Origin of the sequence: Collinsella tanakaei, from assembly GCF_030373545.1 — a bacterium.
GTDB lineage: Bacteria > Actinomycetota > Coriobacteriia > Coriobacteriales > Coriobacteriaceae > Collinsella > Collinsella tanakaei_C.
Map to the genome: position 1 here is coordinate 175,313 of NZ_JAUDCO010000005.1, position 16,289 is coordinate 191,601.

The 16,289-nt window shown below is 65.6% G+C and carries 13 protein-coding genes; all 13 read left to right on the forward strand.

Annotated elements, in window-relative coordinates; genetic code table 11:
• The first annotated feature begins 68 nt into the window (after positions 1–68).
• Complete coding sequence (gene yiaK, locus QUW00_RS06060) at positions 69–1,112, forward strand: 3-dehydro-L-gulonate 2-dehydrogenase (RefSeq protein ID WP_289613485.1); 1,044 nt, start codon at positions 69–71, stop codon at positions 1,110–1,112.
• 61 nt (positions 1,113–1,173) lie between these two features.
• Positions 1,174–2,124 carry a D-2-hydroxyacid dehydrogenase gene (locus QUW00_RS06065; protein WP_289613486.1) on the forward strand — a complete coding sequence of 317 codons (951 nt, stop codon included), beginning with the start codon at positions 1,174–1,176 and terminating at the stop codon, positions 2,122–2,124.
• A gap of 47 nt (positions 2,125–2,171) precedes the next feature.
• Positions 2,172–3,512, forward strand: a complete 1,341-nt coding sequence (locus QUW00_RS06070; protein ID WP_289613487.1) for an enolase C-terminal domain-like protein — start codon at positions 2,172–2,174, stop codon at positions 3,510–3,512.
• Positions 3,513–3,845: 333 nt separating this feature from the next.
• Positions 3,846–5,171, forward strand: a complete 1,326-nt coding sequence (locus QUW00_RS06075) for an enolase C-terminal domain-like protein (protein WP_289613488.1) — start codon at positions 3,846–3,848, stop codon at positions 5,169–5,171.
• A gap of 17 nt (positions 5,172–5,188) precedes the next feature.
• Entirely contained in the window at positions 5,189–6,100 is a 912-nt protein-coding gene (locus QUW00_RS06080) for a dihydrodipicolinate synthase family protein (RefSeq protein WP_289613489.1), read from the forward strand.
• Positions 6,101–6,263: 163 nt separating this feature from the next.
• A complete protein-coding gene (locus QUW00_RS06085) occupies positions 6,264–7,430 on the forward strand; it encodes a glycerate kinase family protein (protein WP_289613490.1) in 1,167 nt (388 codons plus the stop codon).
• A 95-nt stretch (positions 7,431–7,525) separates the two neighbouring features.
• Positions 7,526–8,410 carry a 2-hydroxy-3-oxopropionate reductase gene (gene garR / locus QUW00_RS06090; protein WP_289613491.1) on the forward strand — a complete coding sequence of 295 codons (885 nt, stop codon included), beginning with the start codon at positions 7,526–7,528 and terminating at the stop codon, positions 8,408–8,410.
• A gap of 363 nt (positions 8,411–8,773) precedes the next feature.
• Complete coding sequence (locus QUW00_RS06095; RefSeq protein ID WP_289613492.1) at positions 8,774–10,009, forward strand: NAD(P)-dependent oxidoreductase; 1,236 nt, start codon at positions 8,774–8,776, stop codon at positions 10,007–10,009.
• Positions 10,010–10,443: 434 nt separating this feature from the next.
• On the forward strand, positions 10,444–11,568 hold the full coding sequence (gene rsgA / locus QUW00_RS06100) for a ribosome small subunit-dependent GTPase A (RefSeq protein WP_289613493.1): 1,125 nt from the start codon (positions 10,444–10,446) through the stop codon (positions 11,566–11,568).
• A gap of 322 nt (positions 11,569–11,890) precedes the next feature.
• Complete coding sequence (cpaB, locus tag QUW00_RS06105; RefSeq protein ID WP_289613494.1) at positions 11,891–12,544, forward strand: Flp pilus assembly protein CpaB; 654 nt, start codon at positions 11,891–11,893, stop codon at positions 12,542–12,544.
• Positions 12,541–14,031 (forward strand): AAA family ATPase, encoded by a 1,491-nt coding sequence (locus QUW00_RS06110; RefSeq protein WP_289613495.1) that lies wholly within the window; start codon positions 12,541–12,543, stop codon positions 14,029–14,031. Before cpaB ends, QUW00_RS06110 begins: the two co-directional genes overlap by 4 nt.
• Entirely contained in the window at positions 14,028–15,383 is a 1,356-nt protein-coding gene (locus QUW00_RS06115) for a CpaF family protein (protein WP_289613496.1), read from the forward strand. Before QUW00_RS06110 ends, QUW00_RS06115 begins: the two co-directional genes overlap by 4 nt.
• Complete coding sequence (locus tag QUW00_RS06120) at positions 15,332–16,282, forward strand: type II secretion system F family protein (RefSeq protein WP_289613497.1); 951 nt, start codon at positions 15,332–15,334, stop codon at positions 16,280–16,282. The genes QUW00_RS06115 and QUW00_RS06120 overlap by 52 nt, the downstream gene beginning before the upstream one ends.
• Positions 16,283–16,289: the final 7 nt, after the last annotated feature.

The window sequence follows — 16,289 nt, forward strand, 5'->3', positions numbered from 1 at the left end:
CAACGTGACGTGGCGGGACTCGGGCGTATGTCGCTCGGGTCCTGCTTGGCATAGAGCGGAGGTAACATTTGGACGCTAATTATCCCTTCGATGTGGTGAAGGACACGATCAAGCGAGCATTCGAGGCTATCGGGATGGATGAGGCCAAGGCCGAGGTCTGCGCGACCGTACATGCGCAGTCAAGCGCCGACGGTATCGAGAGCCATGGTCTCAACCGTGTGCCGCGTTTCGTGACCTACGTTCGCCAGGGCATGGTCGACCTTGCAGCGGAGCCCGAGCTCGTCGCGTCACGTGGCGTTGCTGAGAACTACGATGGGCATCGCGGCGTTGGGGTAACGAACGCGCTATTCTGCGCGGATCGCGCGATTGAGCTTGCGCGGGAACACGGTATCGGAGTCGTGACGCTCAGGAACACGACGCACTGGATGCGCGGCGGGACCTATGCGTGGCATATGGCCGATGCGGGGTTCATGGGTATCTGCTGGACGAACACGGAAAGCGTCATGCCCGCTTGGGGCAGCGACGAGCAGAGCGTGGGGAACAACCCGTTCTGCATCGCGATTCCTCACGGGGACGCGCCCGTGGTGGTCGATATGGCCATGAGCCAGTACTCCTATGGCAAGCTCGGCATGCTTAAGCTTGCGGGAAAGAAGCTTCCCTATCCCGGGGGGTTCGATGCGGAGGGGAACCTCAGCAGCGATCCCGGGGCGATTCAGGCAAGCAGGCGCTTGCTGCCGACGGGATATTGGAAGGGCAGCAGCTTGGCGCTCGCGCTCGATCTTGCCGCGGCGATGCTCGCCGACGGGCGCTGCGGCACCGATATCGACGCGAAAACCGAGGGGAGCTGCGGCGGGTGCAGCCAGGTGTTCATGGCGTTCGATCCGAATCTCTTTGGAGATGAGGGAAGCTCAGCCGTGATGGTCGAGCGGCGGCTCGAAGCGCTCCACAGCGCTCATCCTGAGCACGAGGGCGATACGGTTGCCTATCCCGGAGAGCACACGCTCGAACGCCGCAAGCGCAGCATGTCCGAAGGCGTGCACGTCGACGGGCGCGTTTGGGACCAGGTCTGCCAGATCGCTCAGGGAGATTTCGAAGTATTGGATATCGCGTAGGCATGTTGGCCGGTCCCGTGCCGGCAAGCAGGCTGAAAGCGATAACGAAAGGAAGATAAAGATGATGCAAGAGCAGGGCAACCGCACGATTCTGTGCGTGGTTCCGATGAACGAGGAGCAGCGCTCCCGTCTCGAGGCGGCTACGCCGGGTTGCACGATCGAGTACTCGACAATTAAGGATGCGACACCCGAGCAAGCGCAGGCTGCGGACATCATTCTAGGCAACGTAGCGTCTGAGAAAATCGCGGGTTCGCCGCGCCTGGCGTTCATGCAGCTGAACTCCGCCGGTGCCGACCACATCAAGGGCCTTGCCCCCACGACGCTTCTATCCACAGCGAGCGGCGCTTACGGTCAGGCCGTTTCAGAGCACGCGCTCGCGCTCCTGCTCTGCCTCATGAAGAAGCTCTATCTGTATCGCGATCATCAGGCGTCGTCCGAGTGGGTCGACGAGGGAAGTGCGACTTCGCTGGTCGAGGCAAACGTTTTGGTCATGGGCTGCGGAAATATCGGCTGCGCCTTCGCGCGCCTCGTCCGCGCTATGGGAGCGCGTGTGATCGGCATGAAACGCAACGCCTCCGCTATCCCCGACGGGTGCGACGAGGTGTGCACATCGGAGGATCTCGAGCGCGTCCTGCCGGATATGGATGTGGTGGTGTCGTTCCTCCCCTCGGGGCCCTCGACGGACGGCATGGCCGATGCCGCCTTCTTTGCCCGGATGAAGCGCAGCGCGTACTTCGTGAACGCGGGCCGCGGAAGCTTGGTCGATCAGGAGGCCCTGCGCCAGGCCCTTGAAAACGGCGAGATCGCCGCAGCGGCAATCGACGTCGCCACACCCGAGCCGCTTCCCGCAGACAGCCCGTTGTGGGGAGTCCGCAACCTCGTGATAACCCCGCATGTCGCAGGCGGCTACCACTTGGCGCAGACGCTCGCCAATGTGGTGGATATCTGCATCGAGAACGCCGGTCGCTTCGTGCGCGGCGAGCAGCCGCGCAACCTTGTTTCCCGCGGGTAATCGCGATGCGGAACTTCCCTTATTCTTGCCTCAAATAAGGAGTGGTAATGGTACCGGTAATCGAATGTATGGAGGTCATTCCCGTTGCTGGCTATGACAGCATGCTGTTGAACCAGGCGGGAGCGCACGGGCCGTTCTTCACGCGCAATATCGTTGTTATGACCGATAGCAGCGGATTCACAGGCGTGGGGGAGGTGCCCGGAGGCGAGGTCATCACACGTCGCCTGGAGTCGTGCATCCCCCTCGTCGAGGGGCAGCCGATCGGGCGCTACAAGGATATTCTGCTCGCCTGCAATGATCACTTGACCGCCTCCCTGCGCGATCAAGGCGCCCTCGGGGCGGAGACGGCCCATGCTCAGATATTCAAGAAGGTCACGAATGCGCTTGCCGGTATCGAGGCACCGCTTCTCGATCTTCTCGGCAAGCACCTCGAGGTGCCCGTCGCCTCGCTTCTGGGCGATGGCCAGGTTCGCACCTCGGTGCGGTTCCTGGCTTACCTGTTCTATATCGGCGACCGCACCAAGACCGACCTGCCCTATCTCGCAGGCGATGACGACTCTGACGCATGGGGTCGCATCCGTCGTGAGCCTGCGCTCACGCCCGATGCAATCGTGCGCGAAGCCGAGGCGGCTCGGGAGCGGTACGGCTTCCACGATTTCAAGCTCAAAGGCGGTGTATTCCCAGGCGAGGAAGAAGTCGAGGCTGTGCGCGCCCTGAAGGAGCGGTTCCCCCAAGCGCGGATCACGCTCGACCCCAATGGCTGCTGGTCCCTTGACGAGGCGATTCGCCTCTGCGGCGATCTGGGCGGCGTGCTCGCGTATGCCGAGGATCCCTGCGGCGCCGAGGGTGTGTTCTCCGGACGCGAGACGATGGCGGAGTTTCACCGCATCACCGGGCTCGCCACGGCGACCAACATGGTCGATACCGACTGGCGCGAGATGAAGGCCGCCATCCGCCTCGACTCCGTGACGATCCCGCTTGCAGATCCGCATTTCTGGACCATGCAGGGCGCGGTCCGCGTCGCCCAGCTGTGCCACGACATGGATCTCACGTGGGGCGTGCATTCGAATAACCACTTCGACATCTCGCTCGCCATGGTCGCGCATTGCGCCGCTGCCGCACCGGGGCGCGTGAACGCCTGCGATACCCACTACATCTGGCAGGATGGTCAGCATCTGGGGACAACCGCACCTTGCTTCAAAGACGGTTGCCTGGAGGTTCCCCGCGATTGCGTCGGCTTGGGTATCGAGATCGACCGCGCGAAGCTCGAGGCGGCCCATCGGCTCTATGTCGAGAACGGTTGCGGTACGCGCGATGATGCGGCGGCCATGCAGTTCATCGTTCCCGGATGGAGGTACGACCCCAAGCGGCCGGCGCTCGTAAGGTAGCTGAGCCGCCGCGTACCGCGGCGGCTTGCCTTGCGCATGTGCTCGCCTGGTATGCAAAACAGGGGGCGCATCGCCTCGGTAGGGTAAGCGCTGCAGACGCTGTGGCCGATTCTGCAGCTGTAAATGGCATTTGCCTCAAACCGTTGGTGCGATGTGGGCTACCCGTAGCAAGCGATTATCGCCGGTATTGGTATCGGTACCAATTTGGCAAAGGTCAACGAGCCGATATAAGGCTCCTGGAATATAGAAGAACCGCCGTGTGTTCCATAGAGTGGAACCACCCGAGCGCGAAGGACTTCGCACGAAGCTGCAAACAAGAAGATGGTGAGGACTATGGTACCAGTCATTGAGAAGATCGAAGTCTACCCTGTTGCCGGCTACGACAGCATGCTGTTGAACCTTTCCGGCGCACACGGTCCGTACTTCACGCGCAACATCGTGATCCTGACCGACTCCGATGGCGTCGAGGGCATCTCCGAGGTTCCCGGTTCCACCAAGATCACCGAGGTCCTGAACGAGATCGACGACCTGGTTGTCGGCCAGCCCATTGGTCAGTACAAGAACATCGTCAAGTCCATCCACGACAAGTACTCCGCGCTCGACGCCGGCGGCCGTGGCGACCAGACCTTCGACCTGCGCACCACCGTGCACGTCCAGACCGCCATCGAGACCGCGCTTCTCGACATCCTGGGCAAGCATCTGAACGTCCCCGTGGCGTCCCTGCTTGGCGACGGCCAGGTCCGCGACTCCGTGCGCTTCCTGGGCTACCTGTTCTATGTCGGTGACCGCAACAAGACCGACCTGCCCTACATCCATGACGATGACGACTCCGACGCCTGGGGTCGCATCCGCCGCGACGAGGCCTTGACGCCCGAGGCGATCGTCGAGCTCGCCAAGGCTGCCTACGAGCGCTACGGCTTCAAGGACTGGAAGCTCAAGGGCGGCGTCTTCTCCTGCCCCGAGGAGCTCGAGGCCATCCGCGCCCTCAAGAAGGAGTTCCCCAACGCCCGCATCGACCTCGACCCCAACGGCGCCTGGTCGCTCGCCGAGGCGGTCGAGAACTGCCGCGACATGGTCGGCATCCTGAGCTACTGTGAGGATCCCTGTGGCGCCGAGGGCCGCTTCTCCGGCCGTGAGACCATGGCCGAGTTCCATCGCCAGACCGGCCTGCCCACCGCCACCAACATGGTCGCCACCGACTGGCGCGAGATGAAGGCCGCCATCCGTCTGGACTCCGTGTCCATCCCGCTGGCCGACCCGCACTTCTGGACCATGCAGGGCGCCGTGCGCGTGGCGCAGCTGTGCCACGACATGGACCTCACCTGGGGCGTCCACTCCAACAACCACTTCGACATCTCGCTGGCCATGGTCGCCCACTGCGCCGCCGCGGCGCCGGGCTTCTACAACGCCTGCGACACGCACTGGATCTGGCAGGATGGCCAGTTCCTCACCAAGAACCCGCCCAAGATCGAAGGCGGCGAGGTCAAGGTGCCCTACGACGTGCCCGGCCTCGGCATCGAGATCGACCGCGACGCGCTCGCCAAGGCGCACCAGCTCTACCTGGACAACGACCTCGGCACGCGCGACGATGCGATCGCCATGCAGTACCTCATTCCCGGATGGAAGTTCGACGCGAAGCGCCCCTGCCTCGTGCGTTAGAGATTGGAGAACCAGTCATGTCCAACCCCATCGACATCACGAAGATGCACGGCATCATTCCACCCATCATCACCCCGGTTGACGAGAACGAGAACATTGACATCCCCCGCCTGCGCGAGCACGTGAACTACATCATCGAACATGGTGTGGACGGCATCCTCGCCTTCGGCAGCAATTCCGAGTTCTACATGTTCAGCGACGACGAGATGCTCGAGGCGACGGAGGCGATTATCGAGGAGGCCGCGGGTCGCGTGCCGGTCATCTTCGGACTGGGCCACATCAGGACCAAGCACGCCGTCGCCCTGGCGAAGCGGGCGGCGGAGCTTCCCATCGATGCCATTTCCGTTCTTCACCCCATGTTCATCCAGCCGACCGAGGAGGCCCTCGAGCATCATTTCACCGCGATCGCGAACGCGGTGCCCGATACGTTCGTCTTCATCTACCACAATCCCGGTCGATGCGGTTACGCCATGTCCAACGCGCTCATCTCGCGCTTGGCGCATCAGGTTCCCAATATTCTGGGCATCAAGGACTCCACGGGCGATATCACGCGCCTGCAGGAGCTCGTTCGTCTGTGCTCTGATATCGATTTCGCGATTTTCGCGGGCAAGGACACCACCGTGTTCCCCAGTCTGTGCTGCGGCGCCGACGGCGCGGTCTGCTCGACCTCGAACATGTTCCCCGATCTCGTGTGCGGCATCTACGACAAGTTCGTCGCCGGCGACTATGAGGGCTCGCGCGAGTGCCAGTTCAAGCTGAACCCCATCCGCCTGTCCCAGGATGCCGCGAGCTTCCCGGCCGCAACGAAGGACATGGCCAACCTCATGGGCATGAACGTGGGCCCCTCCGTGCTGCCCACCGAGGCCTCGAAGGGAGCCGTGCTCGAGGGCATGAAGGCTGCCATGCGGGCCGGCGGCTATCTCGACTAACGCCTTTCCCTGGCCGATGCCGCCTGCACCGCGGCGTCCGGCTTCAGCTCCCGTGCGCGGAGCGCCTCCCCCCTCGATTTTCCGCTCCGCGCGCGCAACTTGCTAGCCGACTTCGGCTGTACCGAATACTCCGTTTGCCTGATCTGACCGAAAGGAGGTACTCATGGACACGCTTTCCGTTCTGATCGCTTCCGATTCCTTCAAGGGCTCCGTTTCCAGCAAGGATATCGCCGACCTGCTGGAGCAGGGCATCCATCGCGTTAGCCCTGGCTGTGAAGTTCGCAAGTTCGCCATCGCCGATGGGGGCGAGGGCACCGTCGAGGCCGTCATGTCCGCTCTCGGCGGGCAGCTGATGTCCGTCGACGTTCTCGATCCGCTGGGCGGCAACGTCACCGCGCATTACGGCATGATCGGCGACGACACGGCCGTCATCGAGATGGCCGAGGCGAGCGGCATCACGCTCATCGAGCAGACCAGCGAAAACGCAGGCCGCGCCTCCACGTGGGGCGTCGGCCAGGTGATGCTCGACGCCGTCGAGCACGGCGCCAAGCGCATCTACATCGGCCTGGGCGGTTCCGCCACCAGCGATGGCGGCGCGGGCATGGCCAAGGCGCTGGGCGTCCGGTTTCTCGACAGCAAGGGCGAGGATATCCCGTGCGGGCTCATCGGCCTGAAGGAACTCGACTCCATCGACTGCTCCCAGATGACGCATGCCCTGAACGGTATCGAGATCATCGCCATCACCGATGTCACGAACCCGCTGACCGGTCCGGACGGTGCCGTGTGCGTCTACGGCCCGCAGAAGGGCATCCCTGCCGACGCCATCGCGCACATGGACGGGATGATGGTCCGCTACGCCAGGATCCTCAAGGATACCGTCGGCCGCGACATCGACGCCGTCCCGGGATCGGGTGCCGCGGGAGGCCTGGGTGCGGCGCTCGTCGCGTTCTGCAACGCGAAGATCGCCCGCGGCATCGATACCGTGCTCGACCTCATCGGGCTCGAAGACGCCATGGTCGGCGTCGACCTGGTCATCACGGGCGAAGGCCGCATGGACGCTCAGTCCGCCTTCGGCAAGGCTCCCGTGGGCGTCGCGCGCCGCGCCAAGCACCACGGCATCCCCGTGGTCGCTGTGGTCGGCGGCCGTGCCGATGACCTGGGCGGGGTCTACGACGAGGGGATCGACCTGGTTCTCTCGATCGCTACGGGCCCCATAACGCTCGCTGAGAGCGTCGAGCACGCCGATACCCTCGTTCCCATCGCGGGCGAGAACGTTGTGCGCACCCTGCTCGTGGGCGCCAAGGCGTGCGCACGCAGGCTCGCGTTCTGAGAGGCAACGCCTCATACCCTGGGGTTCCCGCTCGGGTGGAGTCGAGCGTGAACATAGATAGAACACTGCACCTATATACGAGAAAGGATCGTGCAATGAACGTAGGTTTCGTCGGTCTGGGCATCATGGGCAAGCCCATGTCCATCAACGTTCAGAAGGCCGGTCATACGGTCTATGCGTATGACTTCCACATCGAGAACGCCAACGACCTCGTCGAGCTCGGTGGCGTCGCGTGCGCCAGCGGCAAGGAGGTCGCTGAGAACTCCGACGTCGTCATCACCATGCTCCCCAACTCCCCGCACGTTGAGAGCGCCCTGTTTGGCGAGAACGGCATCGCCGAGGGCCTGACCGCCGGCAAGTGCGTCATCGACATGAGCTCCATCGCCCCGCTGGCGAGCCGTGACTTCGCCAAGCGCCTCGAGGAGATCGGCGTCGACTTCCTGGACGCCCCCGTCTCCGGCGGCGAGCCCAAGGCCATCGACGGCACCATCGCCGTCATGGTCGGTGGCAAAGAGGACGTCTTCGCCAAGTACGAGGACCTGCTCAAGACCATGGCTTCCACCGTCACCCTCGTGGGTGAGGTCGGCGCCGGCAACATCACCAAGCTCGCCAACCAGATGATCGTCGCCATCAACATCGCTGGCGTCTGCGAGGCCTACTCCCTTGCCAAGAAGGCCGGCGTCGACCCGGCGCGCGTCTACGAGGCCATCCGCTCCGGTCTGGCCGGCTCCACGGTCATGGACCAGAAGTCCCAGAAGATCTTCGACGGCGACTTCACGCCCGGCTTCCGCATCGAGCTCCACATCAAGGACCTTCAGAACGTTATGGACACCTCGCATCAGATCAACGTGTCCTCGCCGTTCTCCGCGCTCGCCATGGAGATCATGCAGTCCCTCAAGGCCCACGGCCACGAGAAGGACGATCACTCCGGTATCGCCGAGTGGTACGAGATGGTCAACGACATGAAGCTGCAGGGCTAAGCGCCAGCAAGCATCGTTCCATTGCGTGAAGGCGGCATCCGGCGCTCCGGGTGCCGCCTTTTTGTATGACGGTGGGCGCGGTCGTTCCGTTTTCGCTCTGTCGGACCAGTGGTTTGTGCTCAGGGACGCATGTTCGTGCCGACGCGACGCAGCATCGTGGCCTTTGGAACATAGGAGCGCATCGACGGCGCGCATATAGTCATATCAGGTATACACCACAAGTACACCTAGGCCCGAAATGCGGCTGTTAGCATGAGAAACAATCCGCGAACAGGGCAGCGCGCAACCGCGAAGATGCGGCGTCGCGCATTCGGGGATGCGGATCGAGCCGGCCGCTTGGCGGTCGGGCGAAAGGAGGGCGGCATGGCCGTTCGTATCGTTGAGGAAGCAAATAGGTGCCTTCAGTGCAAGCGGCCCCTGTGTCAGAAGGGCTGCCCCATCTCCACCAACATCCCCGAGGTCATCCGCCTGTTCAAGGAGGGCGAGATCACGGCCGCCGGCGAGATGCTGTTTGACAACAACCCCTTCTCGCTCGTCTGCTCCATGGTCTGCAACCACGAGGGGCAGTGCGAGGGCCACTGCATCCGCGGCCGCAAGGAGACCCCGGTCCACTTCAGCGCCATCGAGACCTTCATCTCCGATCTGTACCTCGACCGCATGGTCATCGAGAAGAAGCCTGCGAACGGCCACAAGGCCGCCGTCATCGGCGCCGGCCCCGCCGGCCTCACCGTCGCCATCAGGCTTGCGCGCGAGGGCTACGGCGTGACCGTCTTTGATTCCAAGGACCGCATCGGCGGCGTCATGCGCTACGGCATTCCCGAGTTCCGTCTGCCGCGCACCATCCTGGACCGCTACGCCAAGCGCCTCGAGGAGATGGGCGTGAAGTTCCGCGCCTGCACCACGATTGGCGGCGCGCTCGAGATCGGCGACCTTCTGCGCGACGGCTACGAGACGGTCTTTATCGGCACGGGCGTGTGGCGTCCGCGCACCCTCGGCCTTGAGGGCGAGTCGCTGCCCAACGTGCACTTCTCCGTGGACTACCTGAGCGATCCGTCCGCGTTCAACCTGGGCGAGAACGTCGCGATCATCGGCGTGGGCAACTCCGGCATGGACGTGGCCCGCACCGCGCTGCGCCACGGGGCGCGCCACGTGCGCATGTACGCGCGCTCCAAGCACGTGACGGCAAGCTCCGACGAGCTCGCGTACGCGCAGCTCGAGGGCGCCGAGCTCGTCTACTGCAAAGACGTGGTCAAGATCACCGAGGAGGGCCCGCTGTTCCGCACGAACATCCTCGACGAGGACGGCAACATCATCGGATGCGAGGACGAGCTCGACCAGGTGCATGTCGACTCGACGATCATCGCCATCAGCCAGGGTCCCAAGAACAAGCTGCTGCTCACGACGCCGGGTCTCGAGTGCTCCGCGACGGGTCTTCTGCTCACGGACGACAACGGCATGACGACCGTCGACGGCGTGTTCGCCGCGGGCGACGTGGTGACGGGTTCCAAGAACGTGGTGAGCGCCGTGGCGGTCGCCAAGGACGTTGCGGATGCGATGATGCGCTACATGTCGGGCGATCGCACCGCCGAGGAGAAGTAGCCCCCTGCGGCGCTCGGGGCGTCCCTTGTGCGCGATGTGGCGTGCGGCTGCAAGATCGCGCTCAGGGGATGCCCCGGGTGCCTTACCCGAAGCTTCGCCGCAGTGCGATGTGCGCCTTGCGGCGGGGCCTGCCGACGGCCGACGCGCGGTCTGACGGCGCCGTTGTATGGGTGGGCGAGCTTCAGCTTTTTTGCCGGTTTACTCCTTTCACGGTGAAAAGGCTGAAGCTCGCCCACTTTGTGTTTTTGCCGATGGTGCGGGCTGCCGCGGTGCTGCTGCGTGTCGGGTGTCATCGGAGCTTTTCCACACCGGGGCACCGCTGTGTTCGGCGGTGTCCTGCGGTACACTGTGCTGTTGACAACGGTGTGGAAAACCGGACGACGAAGGAGGCGCGCGTGGGCAAGAGCAGGGCAAAAGGGAAAAAGCGGCGCTGCATGCCGGACGAATCGGCGCTCGTGGCATCGCTGCCCAAGGTCGACGCCCTGCACGATGTTCCCTCGTTTGATGACCTGCGCGTCGACGACGCGCAGCGCGCCTCATTCGAGCAGTTCTGCAGCGAGCTTGCCGCCGCCGATGCCGTGGCCTCATCCGAGATGCGCCTCGGATGGGTCGTGCGGCTCGATCGCGGCTTTCCGCTGATCGCCACCGAGGACGCGACGTTTCGCGCCGAGCACTCCGTCAACTTCGCGAAGACGCGCGGGGAGGCAGAGCGTCTGCTGCCGGCGATCGGCGACTGCGTTGCGGTGCGCGTCGCCCCCGGGCACGACATGGGCGTGATCGAGCGCGTGCTGCCGCGCCGCACCGCGTTTGAGCGCTGGCGCGGCAAGAACCGCGGTGAGCGCCAGGTGCTTGCTGCCAACGTGGACACGATCTTCATCGTGCAGCCGCTCGGCTCCACGCGCGATACCCCGGAGCTTATCCGCGACCGTATCGCCCGCTGTCTCGTCCTGATCAACGACTGCGCGGCGACGCCGGTGGTGGTGCTCACCAAGGCCGACCGCTGCACGCGCGACGAGCTGGACCGCGTCCGCGCCGATGCGGTGCGCCTTGCCGGGGACGGCGTGCGCGTGGTGACGACCTCGTCCGCCACGGGCGAGGGGCTTGACGAGGTGCGCTCCTGCGTGCCCGCCGGCACGTGCGCGATGATTCTCGGCGAGTCGGGCGCGGGAAAGTCCACATTGCTCAACGCCCTGCTGGGCCATGAGGCGCTCGCCACCGGCGAGGTTCGCGAGCGCGATGATATGGGTCGCCACACGACGGTCGCGCGCGTGATGGTCTCCCTGCCCGAGCCCTGCGGCATCATCGCCGATGCACCGGGCCTGCGGAGCCTGCCCCTTGTTGGCCACGAACGGGGGCTCGCGCGGACGTTTCCCGAGGTCGTCGAGGCGTCGCACGCGTGCCGCTTCAACGATTGCACCCATACCCATGAGCCGGGGTGCGCTGTGCGCGCGTCCGTGGAGGACGGCTCGATCGACCCGGTGCGCCTCGAGGCGTTTCTGTCGCTCGCCGGCGAGATGCGCGTGAGCGCCCAGAGCCTGGACCCTGATGTAAAGCTTTAGCCCGATATGTGATGCAGCCATATGGCCGAGATGCCGCCCGTCGTCCGATGAGCCCGGACGGCGGGCGGTTTTTTCATGCAAGAGACGGGGTTCTCACGGGCGCCCGACATCGGGCATGCCGACAGCGGGCGTTGTTCCAGGCCCCGTCAAACGGGTGTGTTTGGTTTGAGGGGGACATCCTGTCGGAGCGCGCCGGACTTTTTCAATTTGATGGGCTGCTGCCACCTGCCGCTCAACACAATGGGACCCACCCCATCGGCTGCGGTGAGCGCGCTGCGGAATCGCGTGGGGGTGAGGGCTGGCATCGGCGAAGGGGTACGCGGTGAAACGTAGGACAAGAATCGCGATCAGCGCGCTTTGCGGGGTCGCGGCAGCAGCACTCGCACTGTCGTATGCCTCGTCGGTGCGGTCCGAAGCGGAGCGGATGCGCCGCGAGACGCTCGAGAGCTATGGGGGCGACCTGGTCGCCGTGTGCGTGGCGACGCGCGATATCGAGCCGGGGGACACGCTTGACGAGAGCAACGTCGCGGTCGAGGAGTGGGTCGCGAGCCTGCTTCCTCCCGATGCCGTGACATCGCTGGCCGATGTTGCCGGAAAGGTGGCGACGTCGCGGATTCCCCAGCGGGCCGTCCTGTGCCCGGCCTATGTGGAGGCTCGTGCCGGGGACCTTGAGGTTCCCGATGGATGCGTGGCGGTGAGCGTGGCGAGCGACGCCGAGCACGCGGTGGGCGGTGCGCTCGCGCGCGGCGATGCCGTGGACGTCTATGTATCGAAAGATGCCGTCGCCGACCGGCTCACTTCTGCGCGCGTGCTGGACACGAGCGCGCTTGCGACCGGCGGGGGCGAGGTGAGCTGGGTGACGCTTGCGGTCGAGCCCTCCTGCGTGCAGGAGCTGCTCGCTGCGATGTCACTCGGCCAGGTGACGCTGGTCGTTCCCGGGGAGATGCCGAAGACGGGTCAGGAGGATGAATCATGAGTTCGCCGATCTGGTTGATGTGTTGCGCCGCGGACGGCGCCGAGCCCTTGCGGGACGAGATCTTTCTGCGCGAGCCCGGTGCCCAGCTGCTGCGTTTTGAAGACCCCGAAGCGGTCGACCGCATGGTGCGGGCATCGGATGACCTGCTCGCCGGCATCGCGGTGCGCGTTGTCGGGCCGGTCGATGGGGTGCGGGCGGCGCTTGCCGGCGCAAAGGCGGCGCACGTGCCCGTGCTGGCGTTTGTCGACCACCTGGATGCCGGGGACGCTGCGCGTCTGTTCCATGCGGGTGCAACCGAGGTCATCGCCGCAGGGGGTGCGAGCCCCGCTGCGAGAGAGTCTCAGGCATGCACGGGAAAGGGCGACCTGTGTCGGGTGCCGTCCCCTGCGGACGATGAAGCGCCGGCGGAGGCGCCGCCCTGGGATGAGCGCGTATCGGCTGCGGCGCCGCGTGCGGAACAGGAGCCGCTTGCGAAAGATGCTGGCGGCGCGATGCCTCCGCCTGCGGACACCGAATCGGGTGCGCCCGGAAGGGTGTCGACGGATGCGAGCGCTGATGCTGCCAAGGGGCGGTTTCCGGCCGGCGCCACGGCTGCTGGCAGCCGTGTGAGCGACACGGCCGAAGCGTCCGACGATCGCCGCCCCGCCCCGCTCGTGGTTGCCATATCGGGGCGGGGTGGATGCGGGAAGTCGACGATCACCGTGGCGATGGCGTGGTGGGCTGCCCATATGGGGCTCAAGGCGGCAGTGGTTGACCTGGACCTCATGTTCGGCAACCTCTACGAGCTGATGGGGGTCGAGCGGGTGTGCGACCTTGCCGGGCTTGTCGCGGCGGATGGGGCACCTGCCTGCACGCGCCCCGCCATCGAGGCGACCGCCATGCGGATCGCTCCCGGCTTAACGCTATGGGGTCCGTGCACTGCGCCGGAACAGGCCGAGCTCCTCTCGGTCCCCAGCGAGCAGCTCATCGAGGTGCTGCGGCGGGAGGCCGATGTCATATTCGCGGACACCTCGGTGTTTTGGGGAGACGCGGCGGCGTCGGCGGTCTCCCGCTGCGATCGCTGCCTGGTGGTCGGCACCGGGGGCGTGTCGGATGGGGAGTCCGCCGCGCGCGCCGTGGCGCTCGCGGCGCGCATCGGCGTGCCTAAAACGCGCATGACATGCGTGTTCAACAGATTCGGCGCACCGGGCTGTGACGAGGAGCGCGCGCTGCGCTTTGAGATGGCCGTCGCCCTGCGCTCGCGGATGCGTATCGCGGACGGCGGCTCCTATGTCAGCGACCTGCTTGCGTACGGCCGCATCGGCGATCTGCTCGTGACGCCCGGCGCGTTTTCACGCGACATCCAGGCGCGCACCTACGAGCTGCTCAAAGAGCTCGGCTGTCCGCTCGAGGCGTGGGACGAGCGGCATCGGGTGGCGGGCGCGATCGATCAGCGCAGATCGCGCATCCGTCTGCCTTGGAAACGAGAGGAGGTGGGGGCACGATGAGCGTGCTCGAGCGCGTGCGCGCTTCGGAGCGTTTCGACGCCGGCGCGCAGGGAGCAGAGGACGAGCGGGTCCGTGCGCTCAAGCGCGACGTGAAGCGCCAGATGCTCGAGCGCGTCGGTTTTGCCGAGGTCGCACGCATGGCGAACGCGCCGGATGCGCAGCGGTCGCGGGAGGAGCTGAGGCCCGCGATCGAGGCGGTCATCAACGCGGGCGATCGCGAGGGGATTGGTGCCGATACGCGTACGCGCATCGTGGACGAGGTGCTCAACGACGTGGTCGGCTTGGGCCCGCTTCAGCCGCTGCTCGAGGACGACACGGTCAGCGAGATCATGGTCAACGGCTGCTCGTCGGCGTTTTTTGAGCGTGCGGGCGTACTACATCCCCTCGAGGGGATCTTCGACAACGACGAGCAGATCAGAATCGTCGTCGACCGCATCATCTCGCCGCTCGGTCGAAGGGTGGACGAGCGCAGCCCCATCGTCAACGCGCGCCTGCCGAGCGGGTACCGCGTCAACGCGGTGATTCCCCCTATCGCCATCGACGGAACAACGCTCACCATCCGCAAGTTCTCGGACCGCATCAGCTCGCTCGCCCAGCTGGTGGCGATGGGGTCGCTGCCCGCGTGGTATGCCGGCATGCTGTCGTGCGCGGTGGCGCTGCGGCAGGACCTTGCGGTCGCCGGGGGCACGGGGTCGGGAAAGACGACCTTGCTCAACGCCTTGTCCTGCGAGATTCCCCTCGGGGAACGCATCGTTACCATCGAGGACTCCGCCGAGCTCAAGTTTTCGCGCCACCCCCATGTGGTGCGTCTGGAGGCGCGCGAGCCCTCCATCGAGGGCGAGGGGGCGGTGACCATCCGCGATCTGGTCACGAATGCGCTGCGCATGAGGCCCGACCGCATCGTGGTGGGCGAGGTGCGCGGAGCTGAGTGCATCGACATGCTGCAGGCGATGAACACCGGGCACGACGGGTCGCTCACCACGCTGCACGCGGGCAGCTCGCGCGAGGCGATCGTGCGCCTGACGCTGCTGGCGCGCTACGGCATCGACCTGCCGGGCGACCTGATCGAGGAGCAGATCGCCATGGCGCTCGATGCGATCGTCATGTCGGTTCGCACACCTGACGGCCATCGCTACGTGTCGTCGTATACCGGCGTGGCGCGCGGTGCCGCGGGCGGTGTCGAGCTGACCGAGTACGTGTCGTTCGATGCCGCCACGCGCACCTGGGATCTGATCGAGGAACCGCCGTTCATCGCGGAGGGCCTGCGCTCGGGAGCCCTGAGGGAGAAGGAGGTGGAGCGATGGAGGTCGCTGTGTCCAGCTGCGTCGGGATCCTTGCGGCATTGTGCCTAGGACTTGCCCTGGCGGGCGAGGAGCGCGGCGCCGGTGCGGGCGTCGCGGCATGCGCGCGCGATCCTACAGGTGCGCTGCTGGCGTTTGTGCACCGGATCGGTTCTGGGATCTGGGGGCTCGGGATGCTTCCTGCGAGCTGGGCGGATGCTCTGCGCGTGGAGGTTGCCGAGCTGGCCGCCAGGCGCGGGCTGCCGGCGTCCGGCATCGACCGCGTCACCGCGCTGGGGGCGGTCGCGGCGGCGTGCGTCCTGTCAGCGCTCACGTTGCTTTTCGTGTCCCAAGCGCTTCCTGCGCTGCTGCTTGGGGCGCTGGCGCCCGTCGTCGCCCTGGCGATTGCGCGCGCTCGGAGAAGGACGCGCGGCCAGCGTGAACTGGAGGAGGCCCTGCCCGAGGCGTTCGGCGCGCTGTCGGTCTCGCTCGGATCGGGATACTCGCTGCCCCAGGCCATGCTCTACGTCGGCCAACGCTCGCCTGAGCCGCTGCGAAGCGCATTCACGCGGGTCGCGTTCTCGGTCGACTGCGGCATCCCGGCTGTGGAGGCGCTTGACGCGATGCTTGCCAATATGCGGGCTCCCGGGCTCGATTTGGTGGTGCTGGCGCTCAAGGTGTCGCAGCGGACCGGCGCGCCGCTCAACGACCTGCTTGCTCAAGCGACCCGTCTGGTGGGCGAGCGTATCGAGCTGAGACGGAGACTCGAGGTCAAGACATCGCAAGCGCGCATGTCGGCGCGGATGGTCGCCTGCATGCCCGTGGCGATGGTCGGACTGCTGTCGCTGCTGTCGAGCGATTTTCGCACGGGGCTCGTGACCGTCTCGGGGGCCGGTTCGGTTGCAGCGGCGCTTGTGCTCAACGTCGCCGCCTGGATTGCCATCAGGCGAATCATGGATATCGAGCTGTGAGGTGGTG